Source organism: Micromonospora sp. bgisy143 (assembly GCF_057708145.1).
The window spans coordinates 196,623-220,376 of sequence record NZ_JBYIRN010000005.1 but is presented as its reverse complement, the minus strand read 5'-3'; the positions used below and the strand labels follow the sequence as shown (position 1 = coordinate 220,376).

At 70.9% G+C, this 23,754-nt stretch carries 19 protein-coding genes; 7 read left to right on the top strand and 12 right to left on the bottom strand.

Translation table 11 applies throughout. The annotated features are described in order from the left end of the window. Nucleotides 1-579 (bottom strand): C39 family peptidase (locus tag AC3EN4_RS10335; RefSeq protein WP_435205710.1); only part of this gene is annotated, 579 nt, incomplete at its 3' end. A 738-nt stretch (nt 580-1,317) separates the two neighbouring features. Beyond that, complete coding sequence (locus AC3EN4_RS10330; RefSeq protein ID WP_435205709.1) at nt 1,318-2,079, bottom strand: SDR family oxidoreductase; 762 nt, start codon at nt 2,077-2,079, stop codon at nt 1,318-1,320. A gap of 144 nt (nt 2,080-2,223) precedes the next feature. On the opposite strand from AC3EN4_RS10330, the gene AC3EN4_RS10325 reads away from it, so the two are divergent. After that, the gene (locus AC3EN4_RS10325; protein ID WP_435205707.1) at nt 2,224-3,108 is read left to right on the top strand and encodes a helix-turn-helix transcriptional regulator; all 885 of its coding nucleotides are present in this window, start codon (nt 2,224-2,226) and stop codon (nt 3,106-3,108) included. A 9-nt stretch (nt 3,109-3,117) separates the two neighbouring features. On the opposite strand, the gene AC3EN4_RS10320 is transcribed toward AC3EN4_RS10325, so the two are convergent. Continuing rightward, entirely contained in the window at nt 3,118-5,001 is a 1,884-nt protein-coding gene (locus tag AC3EN4_RS10320) for a Xaa-Pro dipeptidyl-peptidase (protein ID WP_435205706.1), read from the bottom strand. A gap of 320 nt (nt 5,002-5,321) precedes the next feature. On the opposite strand from AC3EN4_RS10320, the gene AC3EN4_RS10315 reads away from it, so the two are divergent. Then, nucleotides 5,322-8,672 (top strand): S8 family peptidase, encoded by a 3,351-nt coding sequence (locus AC3EN4_RS10315; RefSeq protein ID WP_435205705.1) that lies wholly within the window; start codon nt 5,322-5,324, stop codon nt 8,670-8,672. A gap of 49 nt (nt 8,673-8,721) precedes the next feature. Here AC3EN4_RS10315 and AC3EN4_RS10310 read toward each other — a convergent pair whose 3' ends face one another. Then, nucleotides 8,722-9,207: a DUF2231 domain-containing protein gene (locus AC3EN4_RS10310; protein ID WP_435205703.1), complete on the bottom strand. Its 486-nt coding sequence runs from the start codon at nt 9,205-9,207 to the stop codon at nt 8,722-8,724. A gap of 100 nt (nt 9,208-9,307) precedes the next feature. After that, nucleotides 9,308-10,321, bottom strand: a complete 1,014-nt coding sequence (locus tag AC3EN4_RS10305; RefSeq protein ID WP_435205702.1) for an SEC-C metal-binding domain-containing protein — start codon at nt 10,319-10,321, stop codon at nt 9,308-9,310. Nucleotides 10,322-10,438: 117 nt separating this feature from the next. Between AC3EN4_RS10305 and AC3EN4_RS10300 the strand changes: the two genes are divergently transcribed. Continuing rightward, nucleotides 10,439-12,508: a phosphocholine-specific phospholipase C gene (locus AC3EN4_RS10300; protein ID WP_435205701.1), complete on the top strand. Its 2,070-nt coding sequence runs from the start codon at nt 10,439-10,441 to the stop codon at nt 12,506-12,508. 47 nt (nt 12,509-12,555) lie between these two features. Here the strand turns inward: AC3EN4_RS10300 and AC3EN4_RS10295 are convergent, their stop codons facing one another. Further along, a complete protein-coding gene (locus tag AC3EN4_RS10295; RefSeq protein WP_435205700.1) occupies nt 12,556-13,152 on the bottom strand; it encodes a helix-turn-helix domain-containing protein in 597 nt (198 codons plus the stop codon). Between the two features lie 100 nt (nt 13,153-13,252). Between AC3EN4_RS10295 and AC3EN4_RS10290 the strand changes: the two genes are divergently transcribed. Continuing rightward, nucleotides 13,253-13,876, top strand: a complete 624-nt coding sequence (locus AC3EN4_RS10290; RefSeq protein ID WP_435205699.1) for a class I SAM-dependent methyltransferase — start codon at nt 13,253-13,255, stop codon at nt 13,874-13,876. 77 nt (nt 13,877-13,953) lie between these two features. Further along, nucleotides 13,954-15,504 (top strand): MFS transporter, encoded by a 1,551-nt coding sequence (locus AC3EN4_RS10285; RefSeq protein WP_435205698.1) that lies wholly within the window; start codon nt 13,954-13,956, stop codon nt 15,502-15,504. Here the strand turns inward: AC3EN4_RS10285 and AC3EN4_RS10280 are convergent. The 4 genes from AC3EN4_RS10280 to AC3EN4_RS10265 are packed head-to-tail and all read right to left on the bottom strand — an operon-like array spanning nt 15,489 to nt 19,974. Beyond that, nucleotides 15,489-16,718 (bottom strand): hypothetical protein, encoded by a 1,230-nt coding sequence (locus AC3EN4_RS10280; protein ID WP_435205697.1) that lies wholly within the window; start codon nt 16,716-16,718, stop codon nt 15,489-15,491. The genes AC3EN4_RS10285 and AC3EN4_RS10280 overlap by 16 nt on opposite strands. Nucleotides 16,719-16,764: 46 nt before the next feature. Then, entirely contained in the window at nt 16,765-17,601 is an 837-nt protein-coding gene (locus tag AC3EN4_RS10275; protein WP_435205696.1) for an aldo/keto reductase, read from the bottom strand. Nucleotides 17,602-17,636: 35 nt separating this feature from the next. Further along, a complete protein-coding gene (locus tag AC3EN4_RS10270) occupies nt 17,637-19,439 on the bottom strand; it encodes a glycoside hydrolase family 15 protein (RefSeq protein WP_435205695.1) in 1,803 nt (600 codons plus the stop codon). A gap of 58 nt (nt 19,440-19,497) precedes the next feature. Then, a complete protein-coding gene (locus tag AC3EN4_RS10265) occupies nt 19,498-19,974 on the bottom strand; it encodes a hypothetical protein (protein ID WP_435205694.1) in 477 nt (158 codons plus the stop codon). A 276-nt stretch (nt 19,975-20,250) separates the two neighbouring features. Between AC3EN4_RS10265 and AC3EN4_RS10260 the strand changes: the two genes are divergently transcribed. Then, the gene (locus AC3EN4_RS10260; protein ID WP_435205693.1) at nt 20,251-20,760 is read left to right on the top strand and encodes an RNA polymerase sigma factor; all 510 of its coding nucleotides are present in this window, start codon (nt 20,251-20,253) and stop codon (nt 20,758-20,760) included. Beyond that, a complete protein-coding gene (locus AC3EN4_RS10255) occupies nt 20,747-21,514 on the top strand; it encodes a hypothetical protein (RefSeq protein WP_435205692.1) in 768 nt (255 codons plus the stop codon). The genes AC3EN4_RS10260 and AC3EN4_RS10255 overlap by 14 nt, the downstream gene beginning before the upstream one ends. A 62-nt stretch (nt 21,515-21,576) precedes the next feature. Here the strand turns inward: AC3EN4_RS10255 and AC3EN4_RS10250 are convergent, their stop codons facing one another. Together AC3EN4_RS10250 and AC3EN4_RS10245 are read right to left on the bottom strand one after the other, a co-directional pair. Then, nucleotides 21,577-22,812, bottom strand: coding sequence for a S1 family peptidase (locus AC3EN4_RS10250; RefSeq protein WP_435205691.1), 1,236 nt, complete (start codon nt 22,810-22,812; stop codon nt 21,577-21,579). A gap of 204 nt (nt 22,813-23,016) precedes the next feature. Continuing rightward, complete coding sequence (locus AC3EN4_RS10245; RefSeq protein WP_435205690.1) at nt 23,017-23,520, bottom strand: hypothetical protein; 504 nt, start codon at nt 23,518-23,520, stop codon at nt 23,017-23,019. Nucleotides 23,521-23,754 lie beyond the last annotated feature (234 nt).

The window sequence follows — 23,754 nt, the reverse complement described above, 5'->3', positions numbered from 1 at the left end:
GGAGTCGGCGATGGTGACGGTGTTGCCGTTGTCGCGGTAGCCGGTGACGCTGATGTAGTGCCCGCCCTCGAAGGAGTGGGTGTTGCCGTCGGTGTCGGTGCTGGTGCCGGCGATGTTGGCGACCACGGCCCGGCCGTTGTCGACGGTCTTCACGATGTCGGCGCGCAGCTGGTCGGTCTGCTTGGCGTCGGCGTCGGGGCTGCTGATCTCGACCGACCGGTAGGCGTCGTTCTTGCCGGTCTCCTTGTTCAGCACGGGGGTGATGTCGTTGATGCTGTTGGTGCCGGCCTCGGTGGTGCCCATCTCCTTGGCCATGGCGTCCACGCTGATGTCCTTGCCCTGCACGCTCAGGGCGTTACGGGCCGCGGCGGGGCCGCAGTAGTAGAAGTTCGGCTGCGCCTCGTACCGCACGCCGAGCTGACGCTCACCGTGACCCTTACGGTCCGACTGGGTCTGCGACACCGGCTTGGCGGTGCTCTCGGCGGCGAACGCGGTGGTGACGGGGCCGGCGATGGCGCCGCCGGTGAAGGCGAGGCCGGCGGCGGTCAGAGCGGTCTTGCGAATCAGATCGGTACGCATGATGGCGTGCTCCTCTGCTTCATCGGGGGATACGCGCGCGGCACAGGGGGGGGTGCCGGGCGGGAAAGTTCGTGAGGGGGATCTGCTCCGGCGACCCGACAGGGGGGTCTGCGCGGGGCTGGTGCAACGGTCCGGGCCGACGGGTCATTCCCGCCGGGGGACCGGGGGGACGGCCCGGTGGTGCTCGGCCGTGCGGGGGTGTAACGACGGCGGCCTGGCGGGTGTTCCCGGGGCGACTCCGTCCCGGGCCAGCCAGCATGGTGCTCGGCCGTGCGGGCGTTGTAACGACGCCGACCCGCCGGCTGTTCCCGGCGGCCACCCGTCGACCCGGGGGTCGCGGCGGCGTGCCCGGTATAACGACCCCGCCGGGTCACCGATTCCGCCGCCACGGTGTCACCGGCCACCACCCAGCCAGGCAGAAACCGGACATACCTCCCATCGGGCGGCCGGTCGGGGCGTGCCGGTGGGCATGATCGACTCCAGATCGCCGAAGTCGGGGCATCCTCGCGCAGGGATAGCCCGACATCACCGACCTGGAGTGGATCATCCCCAGCCTCGCGGCCTAGGCGAAAACGGGTCGGAGGCTACGGCCTATCCTCCTAGGATGCCCAAGCGGGTGTGTGCTGGCCTGCACCACCGGCATCGCCGACTGCGGAAGTACGGTGCTGTCACCGGGGCCGGTCTCCTCGCGTCGGAGACCGGCCCCGGTGTGTGGCAGTGCGTGCCGCACGGGAGGTGTCAGCCGTTGCGGCCGGGAAGCCTCGCCAGGGCCTTCGAGCGCTCGGCGACGAGGTCGGCGTAGGTGCCGTCGCGCTCGGCCCAGCGGTGCATGTGTACGCCCTTGACGAGGATCTCGCGCGGGGTGGGGTTCGCCGAGAGCAGCTGCATGACCTCGGTGGCGAAGTCGTCGAGCGGCAGCGCGCGCGGGTTCACCTTCTCCTGGCCGGCTGTCGCGACGGCCGGGGGGACGAGTTCGACGACGTCGACACCGGTGCCGTCGAGTTGCGCCCGCAGCGCCTCGGAGTAGGCGTGCACCCCGGCCTTCGAGGCGGCGTAGCTGGGCATGGGCGGGAACGGCAGGAAGGCGATGCCGGAGGTGACGGTGATGAAGGTGCCCGCACCCCGACCGACCAGATGCGCGGTGAAGGCGTCGATGACCCGGATGGTGCCGACCAGGTTGGTCTCGATCGTCGTCTGCGCTGCCGCGAAGTGCGCGGGGTCGCGGAGGTCTTCCATGAGCATGGCACCCGACATCGTCACCACCGTGTCCAGCTCGGGGTAACGGGCGAGCACGGCGTCCCGGGCGGATGCGACAGAGGCGCTGTCGGTGACGTCGATGCTGAACGTGCCGAAACCTTCCGTGGCGAGTTCCGCGAGGGCCTCGGGGTTGCGACCGCCAACGGCCACGGTGCTGCCCGCCGCGGCGAACCGGCGGGCCAACTCCCGCCCGATACCCGAGGTGCCGCCGACCATGAGAACTGTGCGGTTGGAGAGATCCACGAGATCTTCCCTTCGATCCAGAGGACGCCCGACCAGGGCGATCACCAGTCTCGACCGAGCCCGGCGGGGGTGGCAGGGCCCCCGTTTACCCAGGTCCTGCCAGGGCCCCCGCTGCGGCCCGCGCGCCGCACTACCGTGGTGACCATGGGTGAAGAGGTGTCGGACGGCGGCCACCGGCTCGGCAGCTACCTGCGGGCCCGGCGCGAACTGGTCACACCGTCGCAGGTGGGGCTACCGACCGGCGGCAGGCGCCGCGTCCCCGGCCTACGACGCGAGGAAGTCGCCCTGCTCGCCGGGATCAGCCCCGACTACTACCTGCGGCTGGAACGGGGCCGGGACAGGAACCCCTCACCGCAGGTCCTCGAATCGCTCGCGCGCGTCCTGCAGCTCGACGACATCGAGCGGATGTATCTGCTCGACCTCGCTGCCGCGCGCCCCAGGGCGCCGCGTCGCAAGCGGTCCGAGCAGGTACCGGCCCGGGTGTACGAGCTGCTTGCCCACCTTCAGATCCCCGCGTTCGTCGAAGGACGCGCCTTCGACGTGCTGGCCTCCAACCCGATGGCCGTGGCGTTCTCCCCGCGCCTGCGGCCCGGTCAGAACCGGCTGCGGTCGCTCCTGCTCGATCCCGAGGAACGCGCCTTTCACCAGGACTGGACGAAGGCCACCGCCAATTTCATCGCGACCCTTCGTACCACCATCGGGGACGACATCGACAACCCGCGGTTCGTCGAGCTGGTGGGCGAACTCGCGCTGTCCAGTCAGCGGTTCCGCACCCTGTGGGCCCGCCACGACGTCCGCAATCTCGACGGAGGCACGACGACGGTGCACCACCCCGTCGTCGGTGACCTACGCCTGCACCGGGACAAGCTCCCCATCGACGACGTCATCCTCGTCGTCTACTACCCGGACAAGGACAGCGACAGCGACGAGAAGTTGCGGCTCCTCGCCTCACTCGCCCAGACCGGGACCGCCGACGACCAGACGGGTGTGGGGCGGCCCGACGCGTCGTCGGACCGCCCCACCCGTTGACGGAGCCGGTCAGAAACCGAGCACACCCCGCCCGCCCACCACGGGCAGTCGCAGTTCGCTGTCGTTCGGGGCGACCCGCAACTCGGTGCCGCCCAACGGCAACAGCGTGTACTCCTGGTCGGAGGAGAAGACGACCACGCCGATCCGGTGGCCCGCCGGGAAGACGTAGTCCTTCGGCTCCATGGTCCACCGGTAGTCGTACAGCTTGCCCTGCTTGACCGGCGCGGTGCGTGCGGCGCTGACGCGGTTCTGCGGGTCCATCCAGCCGCGGGTCACCACGACGGGCGCGGCGGTCGACCCGGCCGGGCCGTAGTCCACCAGGTACGCGGTCAGGTTGGCGTCCGGCTTGTTGTCGATCGCCATCCGCAGCCGCATCTCGGGGCGGCCGGAGATGCGCACGCTCTGCGCGAGCGCGGGGGAGCGGTAGGCGAGCCGGTTGGCGCTGGTCGTGTCCGGGTCGGCGACCAGGGTGTCCGGGTGGATCGTCCGTCCCTCGTCGACGAAGCTCTGCTCGACGCGGGCCTTCGGCGGCTTACCCGTGGTGAGGGTGCCCGGCGCGGTGGCGTCGGTGGCGGCGAACCGCAGCCCGACCTCGCGGGCGGCCGGGTCGGGCCAGTTGGCGTACGTGGTGTACGCCCGGTCCTCGCGCTGGAGCACCGCCGTCGGCTCGTCCATGATGCCGTTGCGCACGTTCCACAGCCAGTAGTCGAACCAGCGGTTCTCGGTCTGCTTGTACGTCCAGGTCTGCCCGCTGGGCAGGGTCACCGAGGCGCTGCTGCCCGGCCCGCCGTGCCCGCCCTGGTGCAGCCAGATCTTGCGCGGCACGTGGCGCTTGGCCAACTCGTCCCACCAGCCGGCGAAGTGCTCGGTCTTGACGTTCCAGTCGTTGAGGCCGTGTACGACGAAGACGCTGGCCTGGACGTTGCGGGCGTCGAGGTAGTCGCGGTCGCGCCAGAACGGGGAGTAGTCGCCGGTGACGCGGTCCTGTTCCTTGGTGAGCTGCGCGAGTTCGTCGGCGCAGGGCCCCTCGGCGCGTGCCTGCCCGGCCGTGTACTGGGCCAGGATGTCGAGGTCCTCGCCCTGGAAGGTGCCGGGCGCGACGACCAGGCCGTTGGCCCGGTAGTAGTCGTACCAGCTGCTGATCGCCGAGACCGGGACGATGGTCTTGAGGCCCTTGACCCCGGTGGTGGCCACCTGGTTGGGCAGCGTCCCGTTGTAGGAGACGCCGGTCATGCCGACCGCGCCGGTGGTCCAGCCGGCGGTGACTGGTGCTCCGCTCGCGTCGTACCCCTTGGCCCGGCCGTTGAGCCAGTCGATGACCGCCTTGGTGCCGAGCGTCTCGGCCTGGTCGCCGCTGGTCGGGCAGCCGTCCGAGTCGCCGGTGCCGACGCTCTGGCCGAGCACCACCGCGTACCCGCGCGGCACGTAGTAGTCGTCGAGCGAGCCGGGCAGGTTCGCCTTGGCCTGGGCGCGCTGCGTGCCGGCGTCGAGCGCGCGCCGGCCGGAGCGGTCGGTCAGGCCGTTCTGCGGCAGGTCGTCGACGAGCACGCTCGGGTACGGCACGTCGCCCCAGGTGCCCTTGCGGTATGGGCTGTGCTCGAAGATGACCGGCACCTTGAAGCCCTCGGTGGCGGTCTCCCGGGGCCGGGAGATGTCGATCGCCACCCGGTCGGGACGGCCGTCGTGGTCGGTGTCCACCGGGGTCTGGACGTACACCCGCTCCTCGATGGCGTCGGCGAGCGAGAACACCGGTTGGGTCATGCCGTCGGCCACCACGATGCCGGTGGGCGCGGGCGTCGTGGGGCGGGCGGCTGCGGGTGTCGGTGTGGCGCTCAGGACCAGTGCGCCGGACACGCCGACGCTCAGGAGTGCCAGATGGTGGGGTCGACGCACGCGCGTCTCCCTTCGGTCGGGCTGGTTGCCGGGTCGCGGCAGGGGCCAGTCGCGAAGATCCATTCGTCGCCATGCTAGGTGCGGGGCCCCGTCGGCGTCGATCCCTTCGGGTGGTCGTCGCCGCCCGTTCTGCCGATCGGGACGGCAGCGGTAATCGAATCGACATCGAATTGGGCACACCGCCGTCACCTGGCGGAAAACGTTGTCTCGGAGGGAGAGAAAACCCCTGTCGTGGCCTCCCGGAGATCCGCTTCGCGGACCTATGATCTTGCAGCATGTCGCCCAAGAGGCGTCATTTGTCCACATGAGACAGGAGCGAAATGCTCAGGAGAACTCGCTGGCTGCTGGCCGTCGCCGTGACGGCCACGGCGCTGACCGCCGTGCCCGGCGGCACCGCCACAGCCGGCCCCGGCGGCATCGCCGGCACCGACACACCGCGCACCTCCGGCGACGGGAAGACGCACACCGTCACCCTGCTGACCGGCGACGTGGTGACCGTCCGCAGTACCGGTTCCGGGTGCCCGCAGGCCACGATCCGGCCGGTCGACGAGAACGCGGTGATCGACCAGAGCTGCGGCCCCGACGGTCACCTGCACGTCGTTCCCGCCCGTGTCGCGTCCCAGGTCGGCTCGGTCCTCGACCCCGACCTGTTCGACGTCACCGCGCTGATCGCCGACGGGTACGACGACGAGAACACCAGCGAACTGCCCGTCATCGTGCAGCCCGCCACCGCGTCCGCCCGGGTGGCCGCGCTCGCCGACGTGCAGACGCTGTCCAGCATCGGCGCGGTGGCCGGACACGTACCCAAGAAGAGCCCCGCCACCGCCAAGCTGGCGACGAACTCGCTGCTGGCCGGCGCGAAGAAGGTCTGGCTCGACCGCAAGGTCCGCGCCACCGCCCTGCCGGCCGGCGCGAAGCCCGCCGGCCTGGACCGCAACCTGACCCAGATCGACGCGCCCGAAGCCTGGAAGGCCGGCTACACCGGCAAGGGCGCCCGGGTCGCGGTGCTCGACACCGGCGCCGACTTCAGCCACCCGGACCTCGCCGGGCGGGTCGTCGAGCGGGCCGACTTCACCGTCGAGGACGGTGACGCCGTCGACCACAACGGCCACGGTACGCACGTCGCCTCGACCATCGCCGGCACCGGCGCGGCCTCGCACGGTCAACGTCGTGGCGTCGCGCCGGACGCCAACCTCGTGATCGGCAAGGTGCTCGACGACCACGGCTCCGGCGAGGACTCCGGCATCATCCTCGGCATGGAGTGGGCGGCCACCCGGGCCGACGTCATCAACATGAGCCTCGGCGGCAGCCAGGCCGACGACGGCAGTGACCCGCTCTCGCTCGCCGTCGACGCCCTGAGCAGGCAGACCGGCACGCTCTTCGTCATCGCGGCCGGCAACAGCGGCGCGCAGATCTCCTCGCCCGGCTCGGCCGCCACCGCGCTCACCGTCGGGGCCGTCGACCGCGACGACAAGCTCGCCGACTTCTCCAGCCGGGGACCGCTGATCAACAACCACGCGGCCAAGCCGGAGGTCGTCGCGCCCGGCGTCGACATCGTCGCGGCCCGCGCCGCCGGCACCAACCTCCAGGACCCGATCGACGGGTACTACGAGTCGCTCAGCGGCACCTCGATGGCCACGCCGCACGTCGCCGGCGCCGCCGCGCTGCTCGCCCAGCGACACCCCGACTGGACCGGCGAGAAGATCAAGGCCGCCCTGGTCGGCGCGTCGGACCCGCTGGCCGACATCGACCCGTGGGCCATCGGGGCCGGCCGCCTCAACGCGGCCCGTGCCCTCGGCGGCCCGACCAGCGACCAGCCGGTGGTCAACCTCGGCACGTTCGCGTACCCGCAGTCCGGGACCAGCGAGACGACGCTGAGCTGGACCGGGGGGTCCACCCCGGCCACGTCGGTCCTCGACCTGGACGTGTCGATCGTCAACCACGACGGTCAGAGCGTGCCGCGCGGCGCGGCGTCGCTGTCGACGAGCCGGGTGACCCTCAAGCGGGGCGCGACGGGGACGGCGACGCTGCGGATCAACCGCGCGGCGCTGGGCAGTCGGCCGGGCCTCTACCTGGCCACCGTCACCGCCCGCACCGGCCGAAAGGTGGTCGCCACCACCCCGGTCAGCTTCTACGTCGAGCAGCCCAGCTACGACCTGACGATCCACACCAAGCCGATGCCCGGCCTGCGGGACGGCGCGGAAAGCTGGATCAACCTCATGGTCGCCAACCTCACCGACCCGCTGCTGTTCTACGGCGGGGGCGGTGGTACCCCCGGGGACACCTTCACCCTGCGGGTACCGGCCGGCCGGTACTCGGTGCTCGGCGCGTCGGTCGCCTACTACGTCGACAGCGACGTGCTGGAGACCACCCTCACCGCGGCCGGTGACCTGGACGTGCGCCGCCCGCGGAGCGTGACCCTCGACCCGGCGCAGGCCCGGCCGGTCACGGCGACCGTCGACGGGGCGGCCACGAAGACCACCCGGACCGACGTCACCACCTTCCAGACCGCGGTGAACGGCCTGCCGTGGTGGCACCAGATCAGCGGGTTCGGGGTGGCGACGGCGGTGCGCAGCGTGGCGATCCCGAAGCCCACCATCGGGTCGCGGCGCACCTGGGCGGCCGTCAACATGGACTCGCCGGCCGGTACCGCGAAGCCGTACCGCTACAACATCGTGCACGAGTACGCCGACGGCGTACCGGCCGATCCGTCGTTCCGGGTGACCCGGGCGGAGCAGGCCCGGCTGGCCCGCATCGACGAGCGGTTCCACCAGACCGACTCACCGGAGATGTACACCACGTTCCTCCGCTCCGGCGAGACGACCGACGGGGTGCCGGTGACCCAGACCTACGAGGGCATCATGCCGCCGAACCGGACGTCGTACCTCTCCCCGGAGATCGTCTGGGCCGACCAGGGTGTCTACGGCGGACTGGGGGCCATGGAGGCGCCGCGCCAGTACCGGCCGGGCAGTCAGCAGTCCAAGGTCTGGGCGCGGCAGCCGCTGCACTCCGACTGGTACGACGACCCGGCCGGTGACGGCTGGAGCTGCGCCAGCCCGCCGTCGCGGACCCGGGGCAACCTGCACCTGGACATGGTGACGCTGACCGACCAGCATCAGCGCGCCGACTGCCTCCAGGGCGAGGCGATCGGTGTGAAGCGCACGCTGTCGCTGTACCGCGACGGCAAGCTGGTCGAGCAGAAGCAGCGTCCGATCGGTGACTTCACGGTGCCGCAGGCGATGGCCGACTACCGGCTGACCTTCGACGTCGACACCAGCCTCATCCTGCCGATCTCCACCAAGGTCAACACGTCCTGGACGTTCCGGTCCGCCGGGCCGGACGGGACCGACCGCGTGCCGTTGCCGCTGCTCGCGGTCGACTACAGGCTGCCGATGGACCACGACAACCACCCGGTCGGTGGAACCGCGGAGCTGGCCGTCCGGCAGGCGCACGGCGTCAAGGCGCAGAAGGTGACGTCGATGCAGGTGTGGACCTCGACCGACGACGGTGTCACCTGGACGTCGACCCGCGTCACCGCAAGCGGTGACAGCTACCGGTTCGAGCTGCCGAAGGCCGCCTCCGGGCAGGCCGTCTCGCTGCGGGTGAAGGCTGCCGCCAACGGCGGAAGCGGCATCGAGCAGACCGTGATCCGGGCGTACCGCGCCGGCTGACGGGCGACGTGGTGTCGGCTCGGCAGGCGCCGGGCCGACACCACGGCCGTCACTGACCCTCCCAGACCGCCTTCGCGCCCGAGTCGCCGGTACGGACCACGTAGTACACGGCGACGGCGGCGGCCAGCACCGACAGCACCTGCAACGTCACGGTCACCGCCCGGTTGGCGGGTACGCCCTCGGCGGCGCGCGGCGGGACGAAGCGGACCAGGGCCAGCGCCACGATTCCCAACGCGATCGCGGCGTACAGGGTCATGTCGCCGAAGTCCTGGTGCGCCTCCAGTTTCGGGACGAACTCCGGGGTGACCCGGTTCGCCGAGCGCAACCGTTCGAAGAAGGCGTCCCCGGTGAGCTTCGCCAGCAGCGCGCAGATCGGCGCGCCCACCGCGAGCAACGCCAGCACCCAGCGCGTGTGCGGCCGGATCGGCGCGACGAGCGCGTAGGCGATCGCCAGCAGCGCGAGCAGCGGCACGAACACGACCGCGGCGTGCAGCACGAGCGGGTGGGCGGGGATGCCCTGGAACTCTTCGAACATTCGGCGACTCCTCCAGCCGTGGCGGATCTCGATGATCCGAGGCATGGAGGCTATCGGCACCGGCCCGGCGTGCCCAGAGTCGTGTACCCAGAGCCACCGCTCAACTGCGCGAGCGCGGCAGGCAGTCCTTCTTGTACTTCAGGCCCGACCCGCACCAGCACGGGTCGTTGCGCTCGGGTGGCCAGGGCACCCGGGCGGAGGGCCGCGCCGACACCTCGGCCGCGTAGCCGGCCCGGACCGCCGCGTCGGTCGGAGAGCCGTCGCGGCGACCGGCGAACGCGTCCAGGCCGGCCACGCTCGCCCGGTACACGCCCAGACCGGTCCGGCCGGCGCCGGTCAGCCGGACCAGTTCCTTCTCCAGGCGCGCCCGGTGCGCGTCCCAGTCCGGCCCGTACACGTCGGTCAGCTCGGGGTGGGTGGCGAGCAGCTTGTCGAACTCGTCCCGGGGCCAGAGCAGCAGGTCCGAGGAACCGCCCTGGCGTTCCGACACCTGGCGGACGAGCTGGTTCTCCAGCCGGTCGGCCAGGTCGTCCTGCCGGTCGTGCGGCAGGTTGAGGTTGCGGCGTACCCGGTGCCGCTGTTGCAGCAGCAGGAACAGCACACCGGGGGCGTCCGGCGGGCCGACCTCCGGGTCGGCCGTGGTGTCGCGCTCGCCGAGCAGCGTGTCGACCGCCTCGCTCAACCACGTCTCGGCGGTCGCCGACCGACCGACCGCGTCCAGCGCCGCGCTCAGGTAGGCGGGCACGTCGGGTTGGGTGAGCAGCAACGGACGCAGCGCGGTCAGCTCGGCCATCGCCTCGTCGTCCCGGCCGCCGGCCTGGAACATCACCCGGGCACGCAGCGCGCGGGCCACGCCCGCCCGGGGGTCGTCCACCGAGGGGTACGCCGCCAGCGCCTGATCCGCGTATCGCAGCGCGGCTTCGGTCCGGGTCCGGATCCGGGCGATCTCGGCGGCCAGGGTCAGGGCATCCCCGCCGTCGTCCGGATCCTCCAGCCGGCCCTGCTCGACCGCCTCGGCGATGTCGGCCGCGACACCGAGCGGGTCGGCCGCCCCGAGCGCCGTGCGGCGCAGTTCGGCGAGGTCAGCCTTGGTGAGTACGTCTCTCGTCGGCACGATCTCACGGTACGTCGGAGGGCTCCCGTGCGGCCCAATTATGGTCATCTGCCGTCAACCCGCCCTCGATAGCGTCCGGTCGCCAGTTTCTCGACCAGAGCACACAAAGGCGGAGTTATGGGCACGGTGGATCGGCGTACGTTCCTCAAGGCGATGGGAGTTCCCGCCATCGGCGCGGCGCTCCCGCTGGATCTCAGCAAGGCGCTCGCCATCCCGGCGAACAACCGGACCGGCTCGATCGAGGACGTCGAGCACGTGATCATCCTGATGCAGGAGAACCGGTCCTTCGACCACTACTTCGGCACCATGCGCGGCGTACGCGGCTTCGGCGACCCGCATCCGGTGACACTGCCATCCGGTAAGGACGTGTGGCACCAGCCCGACGGCGCCGACGAGCTGCTGCCGTTCCGGCCCGAGGTGAAGGACCTCGGCCAGACCTTCCTGCCGGACCCGCCGCACGGCTGGAACGACGGGCACGCCGCCTGGAACGACGGCCGGTTCGACGGGTGGGTGCCGAACAAGGGCGTCACCTCGATGACGTACCACACCCGGCAGGACCTGCCCTACCACTACGCGCTCGCGGACGCGTTCACCGTCTGCGACAGCTACCACTGCTCGCTGATGGGGCCGACCGACCCGAACCGGTACCACATGTGGAGCGGCTGGGTCGGCAACGACGGCAAGGGCGGCGGCCCGGTCATCACCAACGCCGAGGCCGGCTACGACTGGTCGACGTACCCGGAGCGGCTGGAGCGCAACGGCATCACCTGGAAGATCTACCAGGACGTCGGCACCGGCCTCAACGCCGCCGGCTCCTGGGGTTGGACGAACGACCCGTACATCGGCAACTACGGCGACAACTCGCTGCTCTACTTCCACCAGTACCAGAACGCGCAGCCCGGCACGCCCCTCGCCGACCGCGCGAAGACCGGCACCGAGATCCGCACCCAGGGCCGCGACCCCGAGGCGCTGCTGGCCGACTTCCGGGCCGACGTCGCGGCGGGACGCCTCCCGCAGGTCTCCTGGATCACCGCGCCGGAGGCGTACACCGAGCACCCGAACTGGGGCCCGGCGTTCGGCGCCTGGTACATCTCGCAGGTCATCGACATCCTCGCGGCGCACCCCGAGGTGTGGAGCAAGATGGCGCTGTTCATCACGTACGACGAGGAGGGCGGCTTCTTCGACCACGTGGTCCCGCCGACTCCGCCGCAGACGCGCGAGCACGGGCAGTCCACCGTGCCGACCACCAACGAGATCTTCCCCGGCGACGCCGACCACCCGGCCGGCCCGTACGGCCTCGGCGTCCGGGTACCCATGATCATCGTGTCGCCGTGGACGCGGGGCGGTTACGTCAACTCGCAGGTCTTCGACCACACCTCGCTGATCAAGTTCCTGGAGACGCGCTTCGGCCACGGCCGACCGGACCTGGTCGAGCAGAACATCACCCCGTGGCGGCGGGCCGTCGTCGGTGACCTGACCAGCGCCTTCGACTTCCGGCACCCGAACCGGTCGCGCGACGTGCAGCTGCCGGACACCGACGACTTCAAGCCCGACGACCTGGTCCGGCACCCCGACGAGGTGCCGGTGCCGCCGGCCGAGGGACGGCTGCCGAAGCAGGAGCACGGCGTACGGCCGGCGCGGGCGATCCCGTACGCCTTGCACGCCGACGGACGCCGGGGCGACGGCGAGTTCCGGATCGAGTTCCGCAACACCGGCGGCGCGGGAGCGGTCCTCCAGGTCCGCCAAGCCGGCAGCGCGGCGGCGCCGCGCAGCTACACGGTCGAGCCGGGCAAGCGCCTGGCCGACACCTGGAAAACCCCCTCCGGGTACGACCTGTCGGTGCACGGACCGAACGGCTTCTTCCGCCGGTTCGCGGGCGGTGCGTCGGACCTCGACATCACGCCGTCGGTCGACGAGCGGGGCGACAAGCTCACGCTCACGCTCACCAACCGTGGGCCCAAGCGGGTCGAGGTGACCGTCCGGGACGGGTACCACTCCCGGCCGGTCACCCTGTCGCTGCGCCCCGGCGACACCGAGCGCGCCGGCTGGCCGCTGGCCCGTACCCACGGCTGGTACGACCTGACGGTCGCGGCGGCGGGTGACCCCGGCTTCGCGTACCGATGCGCGGGCCACGTCGAGAACGGCAGGGACAGCATCAGCGACCCGGCCCTGGGCGGGCTCGTCTGAGCGACGCCGCGCCACCCGGACCGTTCCGGCTCCGGGTGGCGCGGCAATCAGTGGGGCGGCTCCGGGTTCGGTGTGGCGCGTACGTGCGCTCGTTCGCCCTGCCTGCCGACGAGGCTGAGGAATTCGACCGGCCCGGAGCTGGTGGCGCCGAACCAGTGGGGAGTACGGGTGTCGAACTCGGCGGCCTCCCCGGGTCGCAGGGTGAGGTTGTCGTCACCGAGGACCAGACGCAGGGTGCCGTTGAGGACGTAGACCCAGTCGAAGCCCTCATGGGTGCGCAGGTCGGGCACACGATCGTCGTCGCCGGTGGGCAGGACGAACTTGTACGCCTGGATGCCGCCGGGTCTACGCGTCAGCGGCAGGATGGTGGCGCCGTCGCCGGCGGCGATGGGGCGCAGGTTGATGCGGGGATCGCCGGTCGGTGGGGCGTCGACGAGTTCGTCGATGGTGACGTTGTGGGCGCGGGCGAGCGGGAGCAGTTGCTCGAGCGTGGGGCGCCGTAGGCCGGCTTCGAGTCGGGAGAGCGTACTGGCGGAAATGCCGGTCTCCTCCGCCAGGTCGGTGAGGGTGATGTTGCGGCGCTGCCGTAGCTGCTTCAGCCGCGGGCCGACGGCGTCCAGGGTGCGATCAAACTTCTCGTCCACACCCCGATTTTGCCATTCGGCAAGAATTTTTGCGCATTCTCGGCGGCCCTCCCAGGATCGAGTCGTGATCCGCGAACAGGGGAGAGACGGGGACCGTCCGATGACGCACAGCTTCGACAAGTCCTACTGGCAACAGCACTGGCAGCACACCCACGGCGGCCGGGCCGGCTCGATGGCCGGCAACCCACCGAACCCCCACCTCGCCCGGGAGACCGCTGGGCTGGTACCGGGCACGGCTCTGGACGCCGGGTGCGGCGCCGGCGCCGAGGCGATCTGGTTGGCCTCCCACGGCTGGCAGGTCACCGCCGTCGACATCGCCGCCGAGGCCCTCGCCCGCGCCGCCGAGCGCGCCACCGCCCACGGGCAGGCGCAGAGCATCCGGTGGGTGGAGGCGGACCTGACCACCTGGCAACCGGACCTGCGCTTCGACCTGGTCACTACCCACTACGCGCACCCCGCGATGCCGCAACTCGCGTTCTACCAGCGCATCCGCGACTGGGTGACGCCCGGCGGCACCCTGCTGATCGTCGGGCACCGGCACACCGGCCATGCCCACCACCATCCCGCCGAAGCGACGGTCACTCTCGCTGACATCACCGCCGGCCTGGATGCGGCCGACTGGGAGATCGTCACCGCCGAGGAGCGGCAACGCCCGGCCCCCGGGCCCGGCAACCACACGGTCCCGCTGCACGACGTTGTCGTGCGCGCCACCCGCCGCCGCTGACCTCCACCTTCTCCGCGTCGGGGTGGCGCTCCGCCCCGACGCCGTACCCCATCGCGCCCTTTGGAAGGAACCTGCACATGTCTGCCCTGACCAACCCACCGAGCGTGCGCGTTTCCGACGCGACGATTCACGATCCGCGGCAGCGCCGCGCGATCCTGATCGCGGTGTGCATCGCCCTGATGGCCGTCATCGCCTCGGTCTCCGGCCTCAACGTCGCCCAGCCGCAGGTCGCGGTCGCGTTCGATGCCTCGCAGAGCACCGTCCTCTGGATGATCAACATCTACACCCTCAGCCTGGCCGCGCTGCTGCTCCCCCTCGGCGCCCTCGGCGACCGGGTGGGCCGTAAACCGATCCTGCTCGCGGGACTGGCCGTGTTCGGCGTCGCGAGCGTGGCGGCGGGCCTGGCCACCTCGGCCGAGATGATGATCGCCGCCCGGCTGCTCTCCGGCGTCGGCGCGGCCATGATCATGCCGGTCACCCTGGCCGTCATCACCTCGACGTTCCCCGACCAGGAACGCTCCAAGGCCATCGGTGTGTGGACCGGCGTCGCCGGCGGGGGCGGCATCCTCGGCATGTACCTGTCCGCGGTGCTCGTCGACTGGGCGAACTGGCGGTGGCTGCTCCTGCTGCCGGTCGTGCTCGTGGCCGTGGCCGTCGTCATGGCCCTGCGAGCCGTCCCGAACTCCCGCGAGGCGTCACCGCACAGGTTCGACCTGGCCGGGTCACTGACGTCGGCGCTCGCCGTGGTCGCGTTCATCTACGTCCTGCACGAAGGCCCGGTCAACGGCTGGACCGCACCCAGCACCCTCACCAGCCTGCTCGTCGGCGTCGTCGCCGCCACGGGATTCGTGGCCTGGGAACTCCGCCGGGGGGCACCCCTGCTCGACGTGCGACTGTTCCGCGACCGGCGCCTCGCCAGCGGCTCGCTGGCGCTGCTGGCACTGTTCGGTGTCCAGGCCGGAATCTTCGTCGTGCTGTTCCCCTACTTCCAGGCCGTCCTCGGCTGGTCCGGTCTGCGCTCCACCCTCGCGCTCATGCCCATGGCAGCGATGATGATGCTCGCCTCCGGACTCGCGCCCCGCCTGGCCGCCCGTACCGGAGCCCGCGCGACGATGGCAGCCGGGATCCTGCTCGGCGGCGTCGGCCTGGCGTTGATGGCCGCCCTCGTCTCGGTTGACGGCGGCTACCCGGCGATCCTGCCCGGGATGCTCGCCATGGGGCTCGGCATGGGTCTGACCCAGACGCCCTCCACCGAGGCCATCACCTCCGCGCTGCCCCGCGAACGTCAGGGCGTCGCGTCCGCGCTCAACGACGTCACCCGAGAATTCGGCACCGCCCTCGGCGTCGCGCTGCTCGGCGCGGTCCTGACCGCCGGCTACCGCAGCGCCATCGACTCCCGCCTCGACACCATCCCCACCGACACCGCTGACACCGCCCGCGACGGCATCGCCAACGCCGTCGCCGCCGCTGACACCGCGGGCGGTCAGGCACCGGCCCTCGTTCGCGCCGCCCAGGAGTCGTTCGTCGACGGCTGGCAACAGGCCATGTGGGCAGGAGTCGCCGTCATGACCATCCTCTTCGTCTACGTCGTGGCGCGCGGACCTCGACGGACTCAAGGGCCCAGGTAGGCGCGCAGCTCCGCGCGGGTGCCCGGGAGGCCGTAGCCGGCGACCAGTTCGGTGACGTTGCCGAACTGCACACCGTCGATCAGCCAGGGCTCGGTCGACCGGCTCAGTTCCTCGGCGAGCCGGCGCTGCCGGGGCGTCAACGCGTCGACCGGCGGCTGCGTCGCCGCCGGGCCGTCCGGGAACGCCAGGCGCAGCGCCACGTTGAGCAGCGTCAGCGACCGGTCGCCGTCGACGGTGGGCAGCCGGTCGAGCAGCGCGTCGAACGCCCGGTCGGCGTGCTGGGGACCGAGCTGTCGCAGGGCGAGCGCCGCGTAACCACAGAGATCGCCACCGAGGAACGGCACCCACTCACCCTCCACCGGCTCGTCCGGCACCTCGCCGGACGCCGCCGACGCCCAGCCCAACAGCTCCTCGACGGTCGCCGCGTCGGCCGCCGCGCCGAGCACCCGGGCCCGGCCGGCCGCGGCGCCCCAGCGGACCAGCGGGCGCGGATCGGTCAGCCACCGCACGTCCGGCGCGGCACCGAGCAGCCCGGTGGACACCAGCATGGTGGCCACCTCGCCCGGGGTCGCCGCGACGCCGGTGGCGGCGTCGACCGCGCGGGCCAGCGCGGTCACGCTGCCGTCGGCGTCCTCCGGAAACCAGGCCAGGAGGTACGCCGCGGACAGGCGCACATCGGGATCGGCGTGATCCAGCAGGGCACGGAACACGGGAACCCCGGCGCGCACCGCGTCGTAGGTCGCCACCGCGACGTACGCCCACAGCCGGCCCTGATCCGCCGTCGACAGCGACTCGACGTAGAGGTACTCGACGTACTCCTTCTGGGTCTCGTCGCTGCCGGTCCACGGCGGCGGCTTGGCCGCGATCAGCGCGCGCCCGCCCTCGGCGGCGCGGCGGTACTCGGCCACCGGGAAGCCGTCCGGTAGGACACCCTCGTCGTACCCGACGGCCAGGGCGCTCAGCAGCCCGAGCACCGCCGCCGGGTCCGGGGTGGCCGGATCGGTGAGCATCTCCAGCAGGAACGGCACCGCGTAGGCGCTCGCCTCGAACCGGTTGCCCTGGTGGAACACGTTGCCGTAGAGCTCACCCAGCGCCTCGTCCCGGATGGTCGCATCGGGGTCGAGCAGAGCGCGCAGCTGGCCGGGCACGTCGTCGGCCGAACCGTAGGCGTGGCCCAGCCGCGCCCAGTCGATGTCGTCAAGTCCGTCGAGCACGCCGACATGCTCTCCCGAGCCCGGACCGTCCGGTGTGGCGGGTCGGTCAGAACTCCTCGTACACCGCGGGGTCCTGATCGGACAGCCGCCCGTCCGGGCGGCCCAGTGCGGTGATGGCCTCGACCTCGGCGTCGGTGAGCGCGATGCCGAAGACGTCCAGGTTCTCGACCTGCCGCTGCGGCGACGCGGCCTTGGGCAGCGGGATCACCTGGCGGGCGACGTGCCAGGCCAGGATCGTCTGCGCGGTGCTCACGCCGTGCGCGGCGGCGATCTCGGCGATGACCGGGTGCTGTCGCAGGTCGTTGCCGTGGCCCAGCGGGCTCCAGCCCTGCACCAGGATGCCGTGCTCCCGGTGGTAGGCCAGCGCCTCCTGCTGCGGGAAGTACGGGTGCACCTCGATCTGGTTGACCACCGGGGCGACCCCGGTCTCGGCCACCAGCCGGTCGATGTGCTCCGGCAGGAAGTTGGAGAGCCCGATGTGCCGCACCAGGCCCCGCTCCCGTGCCTCGATGAGCGCCCGCCACGCCGGCACGTACCTGTCGACCTTCGGGTTCGGCCAGTGGATCAGGTACAGGTCGATCCGGTCGAGGCCGGTGCGGAACACACTCTCCTCGATGGTGGTCAGCGCCTCGTCGTAGTCGTGGTGCCGGCCCGGCAGCTTCGAGGTGACGACGAGATCGTCGCGGACGCCGCCCGCGTCCCGTACGGCCCGACCGACCGCGCCCTCGTTCTCGTAGTTGACGGCCGAGTCGAGCAGCCGGTACCCCGCCCGGATCGCGTGCCCGATCGCGTCGACGCCCGCCGAGCCGTTCAACTGGTACGTGCCGAGCCCGATCGCGGGCAGGGTGGTGCCGTCGGCGGCGCTCAGGTGCGGAATCGTCATGATCGGGACCCTACTCGCCCGAGCTGGCTGGACGCTCAGGCAGACCCGGGATCAGCAGCGGGGGCGTCCCGGATGGCGAGCGCGGCCTGGACGAGCGCGGCGTGGGTCAGCGTCTGGGGGTAGTTGCCGAGGTGGGCGCCCGTCGCCGGGTCCACCTCTTCGGCGTACAGGCCGAGGGGACTGGCGTAATCGACCATGGCCTGGAACAGCTCGACGGCCTCGCGGCGACGCCCGGTGCGGGCCAGGGCCTGAACGAGCCAGAACGAGCAGGGCAGGAACGCGCCCTCGACGCCGGGTAGGCCGTCCCGCCCGGGCGGGTAGCGGTAGAGCAGGGGACCGCCGGCGGACAGCCGGTCCCGGATGGCGTCGATGGTGCCGCGTACCCGGGGCGACCCGGCCGGGTCGATGCCGAGCAGCGGCAGGACGAGCAGGGCCGCGTCGAGATCCGGGGAGCCGTACCGGCGCACGTAGCTGGTGGCCGCCGGGTCGAAGCCGCGCGTCCGGACCTCGGCGGCGATGGCGTCCCGGGACCGCTGCCAGCGTCGACGTTGCCGGTCCGGCAGCGGGTGCGTGTCGGCGATGGCCAGGGCACGGTCCAGCGCGAGCCAGCCCATGAGCTTGGAGTGGACGTGTTGGGCGGGCTCCCGCACCTCCCAGATACCGGCGTCGGGCTCCTGCCAGCACCTGTCGACCATGTCGGCGAAACCGCGCACCGCCCGCCACGTCTCGGCGTACAGGCGGTGCCCGGCCTGGGCGAACGCCCAGGCGGCGTCGATCACCCAGCCGTACCCGTCGAGCTGGTGTTGGCCGGCGGCGGCGTTGCCCATCCGTACCGGACGGCTGTCGAGGTAGCCGGGCCAGCCGGGAAGTGCCCGCTCCGCCGGTACGTGCCGGCCGTGCACGGTGAGCAGCGCCGGCAGGCGCGGCCGTTGCAGCCGGCTGGCGTGCAACAGCCAGGCGAGGAACCCCTGTGCCTCGTCGGCCTTGCCGACGCTGAGAAACGCGCTGACGCCGATGCTGGCGTCACGCGGCCAGACGTAGCGGTAGTCCCAGTTGCGGTCCCCACCGGGATCCTCGGGCAGGGACGTGGTGGGCGCGGCCACCGGCGCTCCCGAGGGCGAGTAGGTGAGCAGTCGCATCGTGAGCAGACTTCGTACGACGTGCTCCCGGAAGGGCACCCGCTCGTCGATCTCCCCGGTCCAGGTGCGCCAGCGGGCCTCGTCCTCGACGAGCAGGTCCCAGGCGGCCGTCGGCTCGACGTGGATCACCGGTTCGCGGTAGGCCACGGCCAGGACGAGGGTGACCGGATGACCCGGCCGCACCGTGACCGGGGTGGGTCGGCCCGGTTCGATCCCGAACGCCGGCCTGCTGTCCAGCGCGACCGCCAGCGCCCCCCACTCACACACCAGGGTCTGCCGCCGGCGCTGCACCCGGGGCCGACGGTGTCGCACGCCCAGGCGGGGATCGAACTCCACCACCGCGTCGACAGGTGCCCGCTCGGCCTCCAGCCGCCGCACGATCAGGGTCGTGGGCAGCAGGCGACCGGTGACCTCGGCGACCATCGCCTCGGTGAGGCGGAGCCGACCGCCACCCACCGCCCAGGTGGTCTCCAGGGTTGCGGTGTGCTGCCGGTACCGCCGTTCGACGACCGGGGCCGGCTGCGCCGGGCCCACCCGGAACGTCCCGGCCGCCGGGCCTCCGACCAACCTGCCGAACAGGGGATCGCCGTCGAAGCGCGGCACGCAGAGCCAGTCCATCGCGCCGTCACTCGCGACCAGGGCGGCGGTACGCGTGTCGCCGAGCAGCCCGTAGTCGCTGATCGGTGGCTCACCGGTCACGGCGAACGCTCCCGCACGAGGGGCGGGTCACGGCGATCGCTCCCGCGCGAGCGGCGGGTCACCTGGCGTGCAGGAGCAGCCCGAGAGCGACCCCGTAGACGACGTGGACGACGGCCGTGACCAGGGGAGTTTGGACGCCGTAGTTGAGGGCGAACAGCCCGGGCGGCTCCAGCACCGCCGTGCTGGCCGGTCCGGCCCGCTGCGACGCCATCCGGGGGTGGACACCGGGCAGCAGCGGCAGCAGCACCGTCAGGGCGATCCCGACGTGCACGATCCCGAGCAACCCTCCGATCCACCAGTCGGCACGGTGCACCAGCGCGAACGTGGCCGCGTAGCCGAGGGCGAAACCCTGCCCCGCGCCGACGTGCAGGACGAACCCGACGACCCGGGCCCGGTCGGGATCCTCGGTGAGGAAGGTCCCGAGCACCAGGGGCAGATCGAGCCGGGTGAGGCCGACCAGCTGAGCGGTGATCATCGCCGCGGTGAGCGCCGCGGTGGCGACCAACCCGAACACCGCCCATCCGGCCCAGTCCATCTCAGCAGTCGTCGACGCTGTGGGCGTTGTCGGTCATCGGTCCACCCTCCGGCTGAACAGCGCGCAGTCCACGGCCCGGGCGCCCACCCGCCGGGCGTCCGGTTTATCACCATAAGCCACCGGGGTTGTCGCGCTGACCTGCTCGCCCAGACGCCCCTTGACGGGTTGGCAGCCGGAAGGAGACGGTCGTGCCGCACAAAAAGCCACTCGACGCCCAACCGGGGTGGCCTCTGGTTCGTCCAAGATACTGAAAGACACCATCGAGGGGACGCTGTCGTGGCCAGCTGGGAGCGGGTGTTGACGGACCTCGTCAACACCAGGGGCGTGGCGCTGAAACGCTACGCCTACCTGCTGTGCGGTGACGATGGCGATGCCGAGGATCTGGTGCAGGACGCGTTGGTGCGAGCTTTCACCTTTCGACATCGCGACGAGATCGAAAACCCCGAGCAGTACGTCCGGAGAGCCGTACTCAACCTCTATCTCGACCGGCTGCGGAGGCGCGGCGTGTGGCGGCGGGTCATGCCGCTGGCAGCCGCGCCGGAGTGGGTCGACGACGATTCGGGTGCCGTCAACGCGCGGTACGACCTCCGGACGGCTCTTCTGGGGCTAGCCCCCCAACAACGGGCCTGCGTTGTCCTCTACTACCACCTCGACCTGTCCATCCCGGAAATCGCCGCACAACTCAATTGCGCGGTCGGCACGGTGAAACGTCACTTGCACGATGGCCGACGCCGCCTGGCCAGGCTGCTGCACGATGCCAGGGAGGACGACCGTGTCGTTCGATGACCGTCTTCTGCGGGAGCGTCTGGAAACCTTGGCGGACGGAGTCACCCCACCGTCGTTCGCCAGCGACCGCGTGCTCGCGCGGGTGAGGCGTCGGCGTGGTCTATTGGCGGCGGGGACCGGCGCTGCCTCGATCATGGTGGTCTCGCTGGTGACAGCCGCCGCCGTCGGGATGGTCGGCGGTGGAGATCGGATCAGCGGGACCGGTGCCACGCCGGGGCCGTCGATGCCGACCGAGCCCTCCGCCAGCACCCAGCAGCCCGCGGTGTACGCCTGCGGCGACCGCTACGACCAGCCCGGTACGTCGTCGGCTGGCATCCTCTCGGCAGCGCTGACCTCGGTCGCCAAGGTGAACGCAGATTCCGGCCCGGCAGTCACCGTGACGTTCGCCGCCCGGCGTGCCGTTCATGTGGCCTCCAGCCCGCCATCGCTGCTCCAGGTTCTCTACCTGAGGGACGGCACCATCGTCGGCGGAGGGCCGATGGTCAACCAGCCGGGCGATGCCACCTCCCAGGGCATCGATGCGATCCGAGGTGGGTTTGATCTCGCTCCCGGCAAACCTCACGAACTGCAGCTGGGTCCGCGAGAGATGTTGTGCCCGTCCCTGACCTGGCCCGAAATCTGGGCCAGACCCGATCGTTACGAGGTCGCGGTGGTGATCGGCCCGGTCGAGGACCGCGGGGATGAGCTTCTCCTCAATGTTCCGCTCCCACCCTCGGCCGCCTCGCTGGTGACGAGAGCGGTGTTGCCGGGCTGAGCGAGGTCTTCCCCGCGCAGCCCAACCTTCGGGGCCACGCGGGGAAGTGCCGATGCCGGAGATCAGGGTGCGAGCGACATCCCAAGTATGTTGAAGATGGCCGGTGCCTCCGTCCACCTCGCCTTCGTGCCGCCACACTGGCTGATGATCCCGCGGGCCTGACGAACGTTGGCACTCACGTTGAACACAAGTCCTCCGCTGTCACCGGGCCGGCAGGCCGTGGTGCCGTCGCGCTGGAAGGCCTCGACCCCGCCGTGAGTGATGCCATTGGATCCCACCCAGGTGAGCCAGCCGCTGGTCACCTGGATGCCGCACACGACACCGGAGGTGTAGCCCGTCTGGCAGACCCAGTCTCCGGTGTAGGAAAGAGCAGAGCCGGTCACATCGTTGACCGTGTAGTTGCCCGATTTTCCGTCCCACGTCCGGCTCGCTGTCGTTCCCGTGGAGGAGGTGTCGATTGCCACGGCGTCGTAATAGTCGGATCGCGTGGTGGTAACTCCGATCTTGTTGCGTCCACCGCTCTCCCACCCGGTGTAGATCGTCACACTGTTGGCGAAGCAGTGCCCAGCAGTTATGAGGAATGACCGCCCGTCGGATTTCCGGCGGGCAGGCAGGCCGGACGAGCAGTCGTATCCCTCGCTCTGCGTAGTACTGGACGCGCTCAGGGCTGCGCCGGAGATCCATTGGGGGGTGTCCCGCCGCCGCGAAGCGTCGGCCATTGCGGAAGCCGGCTCGACGACGGTGGGAATGCCGACAAGTTCGGCGACGGGCCGCCGGGCGACAGCGGACGGTGTCAACGCCTCTGCCGCGCGTACGACGTCCCGGGCGCGAACCGTCAGGCCGGTGCCGTCGGCGGGGACCGCCACACTTTCAATTGACAGGTCCGAACGCTGCTGTTCGTTGATGAGCCGCTCACCCGCCGACTTCAACTCGGCGAAGGTGTGGCCGCCCTGCTTCAGTTCGATGCGGTTGGCCTCGATCGTCGGGTCGGTCTTCCGCACCGCGGCAAGGAAACTCTTCGCCGCGCCGAGGTCGGTCAGATAAATCTTGACCGTTCCCGTTGTTCCATCGAGTTCGAGACCGGAGAAAACACCGCTGTGGGATGCGGCCCCGACGGCGGCGGCCGCATCCGCTATCTCGCGCAACGGTTGGAGCAGAAGGTCCTGCTCCGCAGGTGACATGGCCGCGATCTGCTGGTTGGTCAACTTCGGTTGATCGGCCGCCGCCGGACTGCTCCACATCGCGGTCGTTGCCATCAAGGTCGCCGCTAGGACGACAGTCCCCCGCTTTTTGGACATCCAAGCCCTCCTCATGCCGAGTTGAGAAGCTCAGAGCCTATTGATCGAAGACGGATTTCGATGTCCTGTTCGGGCTGACCCGTACAAGAGACGAACTGCACCAAATGGTCGGAGCGCTACGTGAAAGGGTGCGACTACCGTCTTTCTGTTCGGGGGGTTGAGCGCCCGAGCGGACTGGTGTTCAACGATCGCGGGGATCGGCTGTCACAACGAGACGACCACCGGCTGGACCTGGACGTTCTTCGTCAGCTGCTCCGGTGAGGGGACCGGCGTGCTGATGTTGACGGACAGGTTGTAGCCGTAGATGGCGACACCGTCGAGGTGGTTCGCACCCGGCCAGTTCGACTCCAGGCGGACCGCCATCTGGGTGGGAAAGTTGGTCACCTTCTCGGCGCACGAGCGGATCAGGACCACGCTCGGGGTGGCGGTCAGGTGGGTGGCCAGCATCCGGGCCAGCTTCTTGTAGGTCCAACCCCAGTCCTTGGCGCCCGCCTCGGCGTCACCGATCTCCTCGTCGTTGCCGTGGGCGCGAATGCACAGTGGCTCGCCTGCCTGCACGCCGGCCAGGTAGGTGGCCAACTGCCGATCCGCCTCCGCCTGCGTGAGCCCGGCGTCGATGGGCAGGAGAGCGCCCCACGCGGCCGCGCCCGATTCGGCACCCTCGGAATGACGGCGGGTATTCGGGTCCTGGGTCGCCACGATGAACATGACATGCACCTCCGGCTCGGAGCCTCAATGGACGGACGAGAGGAGGCTAGCCCGGTAAGCGAAGGAGTGCGCTGTCGTCTATCCGGCCCGTATTACCGTGGTCGTATCTTGGACAAGTATCCGACGAGTTTTTGGGCAGGGCTGACTAATCACGATCCGCGATCCCGCAATTCCCGCACAGGCAATTGGCATGAAACCGGTTTCGGTGGCGACTTTCAGTGGCGCTGCACCGAC

Coding starts and splice junctions, on each gene's coding strand:
- AC3EN4_RS10290 (WP_435205699.1), top strand. CDS start 13,253: ATGACGCACAGCTTCGACAAGTCCTACTGGCAACAGCACTGGCAGCAC.
- AC3EN4_RS10250 (WP_435205691.1), bottom strand. CDS start 22,812: ATGTCCAAAAAGCGGGGGACTGTCGTCCTAGCGGCGACCTTGATGGCA.
- AC3EN4_RS10265 (WP_435205694.1), bottom strand. CDS start 19,974: ATGGACTGGGCCGGATGGGCGGTGTTCGGGTTGGTCGCCACCGCGGCG.
- AC3EN4_RS10325 (WP_435205707.1), top strand. CDS start 2,224: ATGGGTGAAGAGGTGTCGGACGGCGGCCACCGGCTCGGCAGCTACCTG.
- AC3EN4_RS10300 (WP_435205701.1), top strand. CDS start 10,439: ATGGGCACGGTGGATCGGCGTACGTTCCTCAAGGCGATGGGAGTTCCC.
- AC3EN4_RS10275 (WP_435205696.1), bottom strand. CDS start 17,601: ATGACGATTCCGCACCTGAGCGCCGCCGACGGCACCACCCTGCCCGCG.
- AC3EN4_RS10315 (WP_435205705.1), top strand. CDS start 5,322: ATGCTCAGGAGAACTCGCTGGCTGCTGGCCGTCGCCGTGACGGCCACG.
- AC3EN4_RS10245 (WP_435205690.1), bottom strand. CDS start 23,520: ATGTTCATCGTGGCGACCCAGGACCCGAATACCCGCCGTCATTCCGAG.
- AC3EN4_RS10310 (WP_435205703.1), bottom strand. CDS start 9,207: ATGTTCGAAGAGTTCCAGGGCATCCCCGCCCACCCGCTCGTGCTGCAC.
- AC3EN4_RS10285 (WP_435205698.1), top strand. CDS start 13,954: ATGTCTGCCCTGACCAACCCACCGAGCGTGCGCGTTTCCGACGCGACG.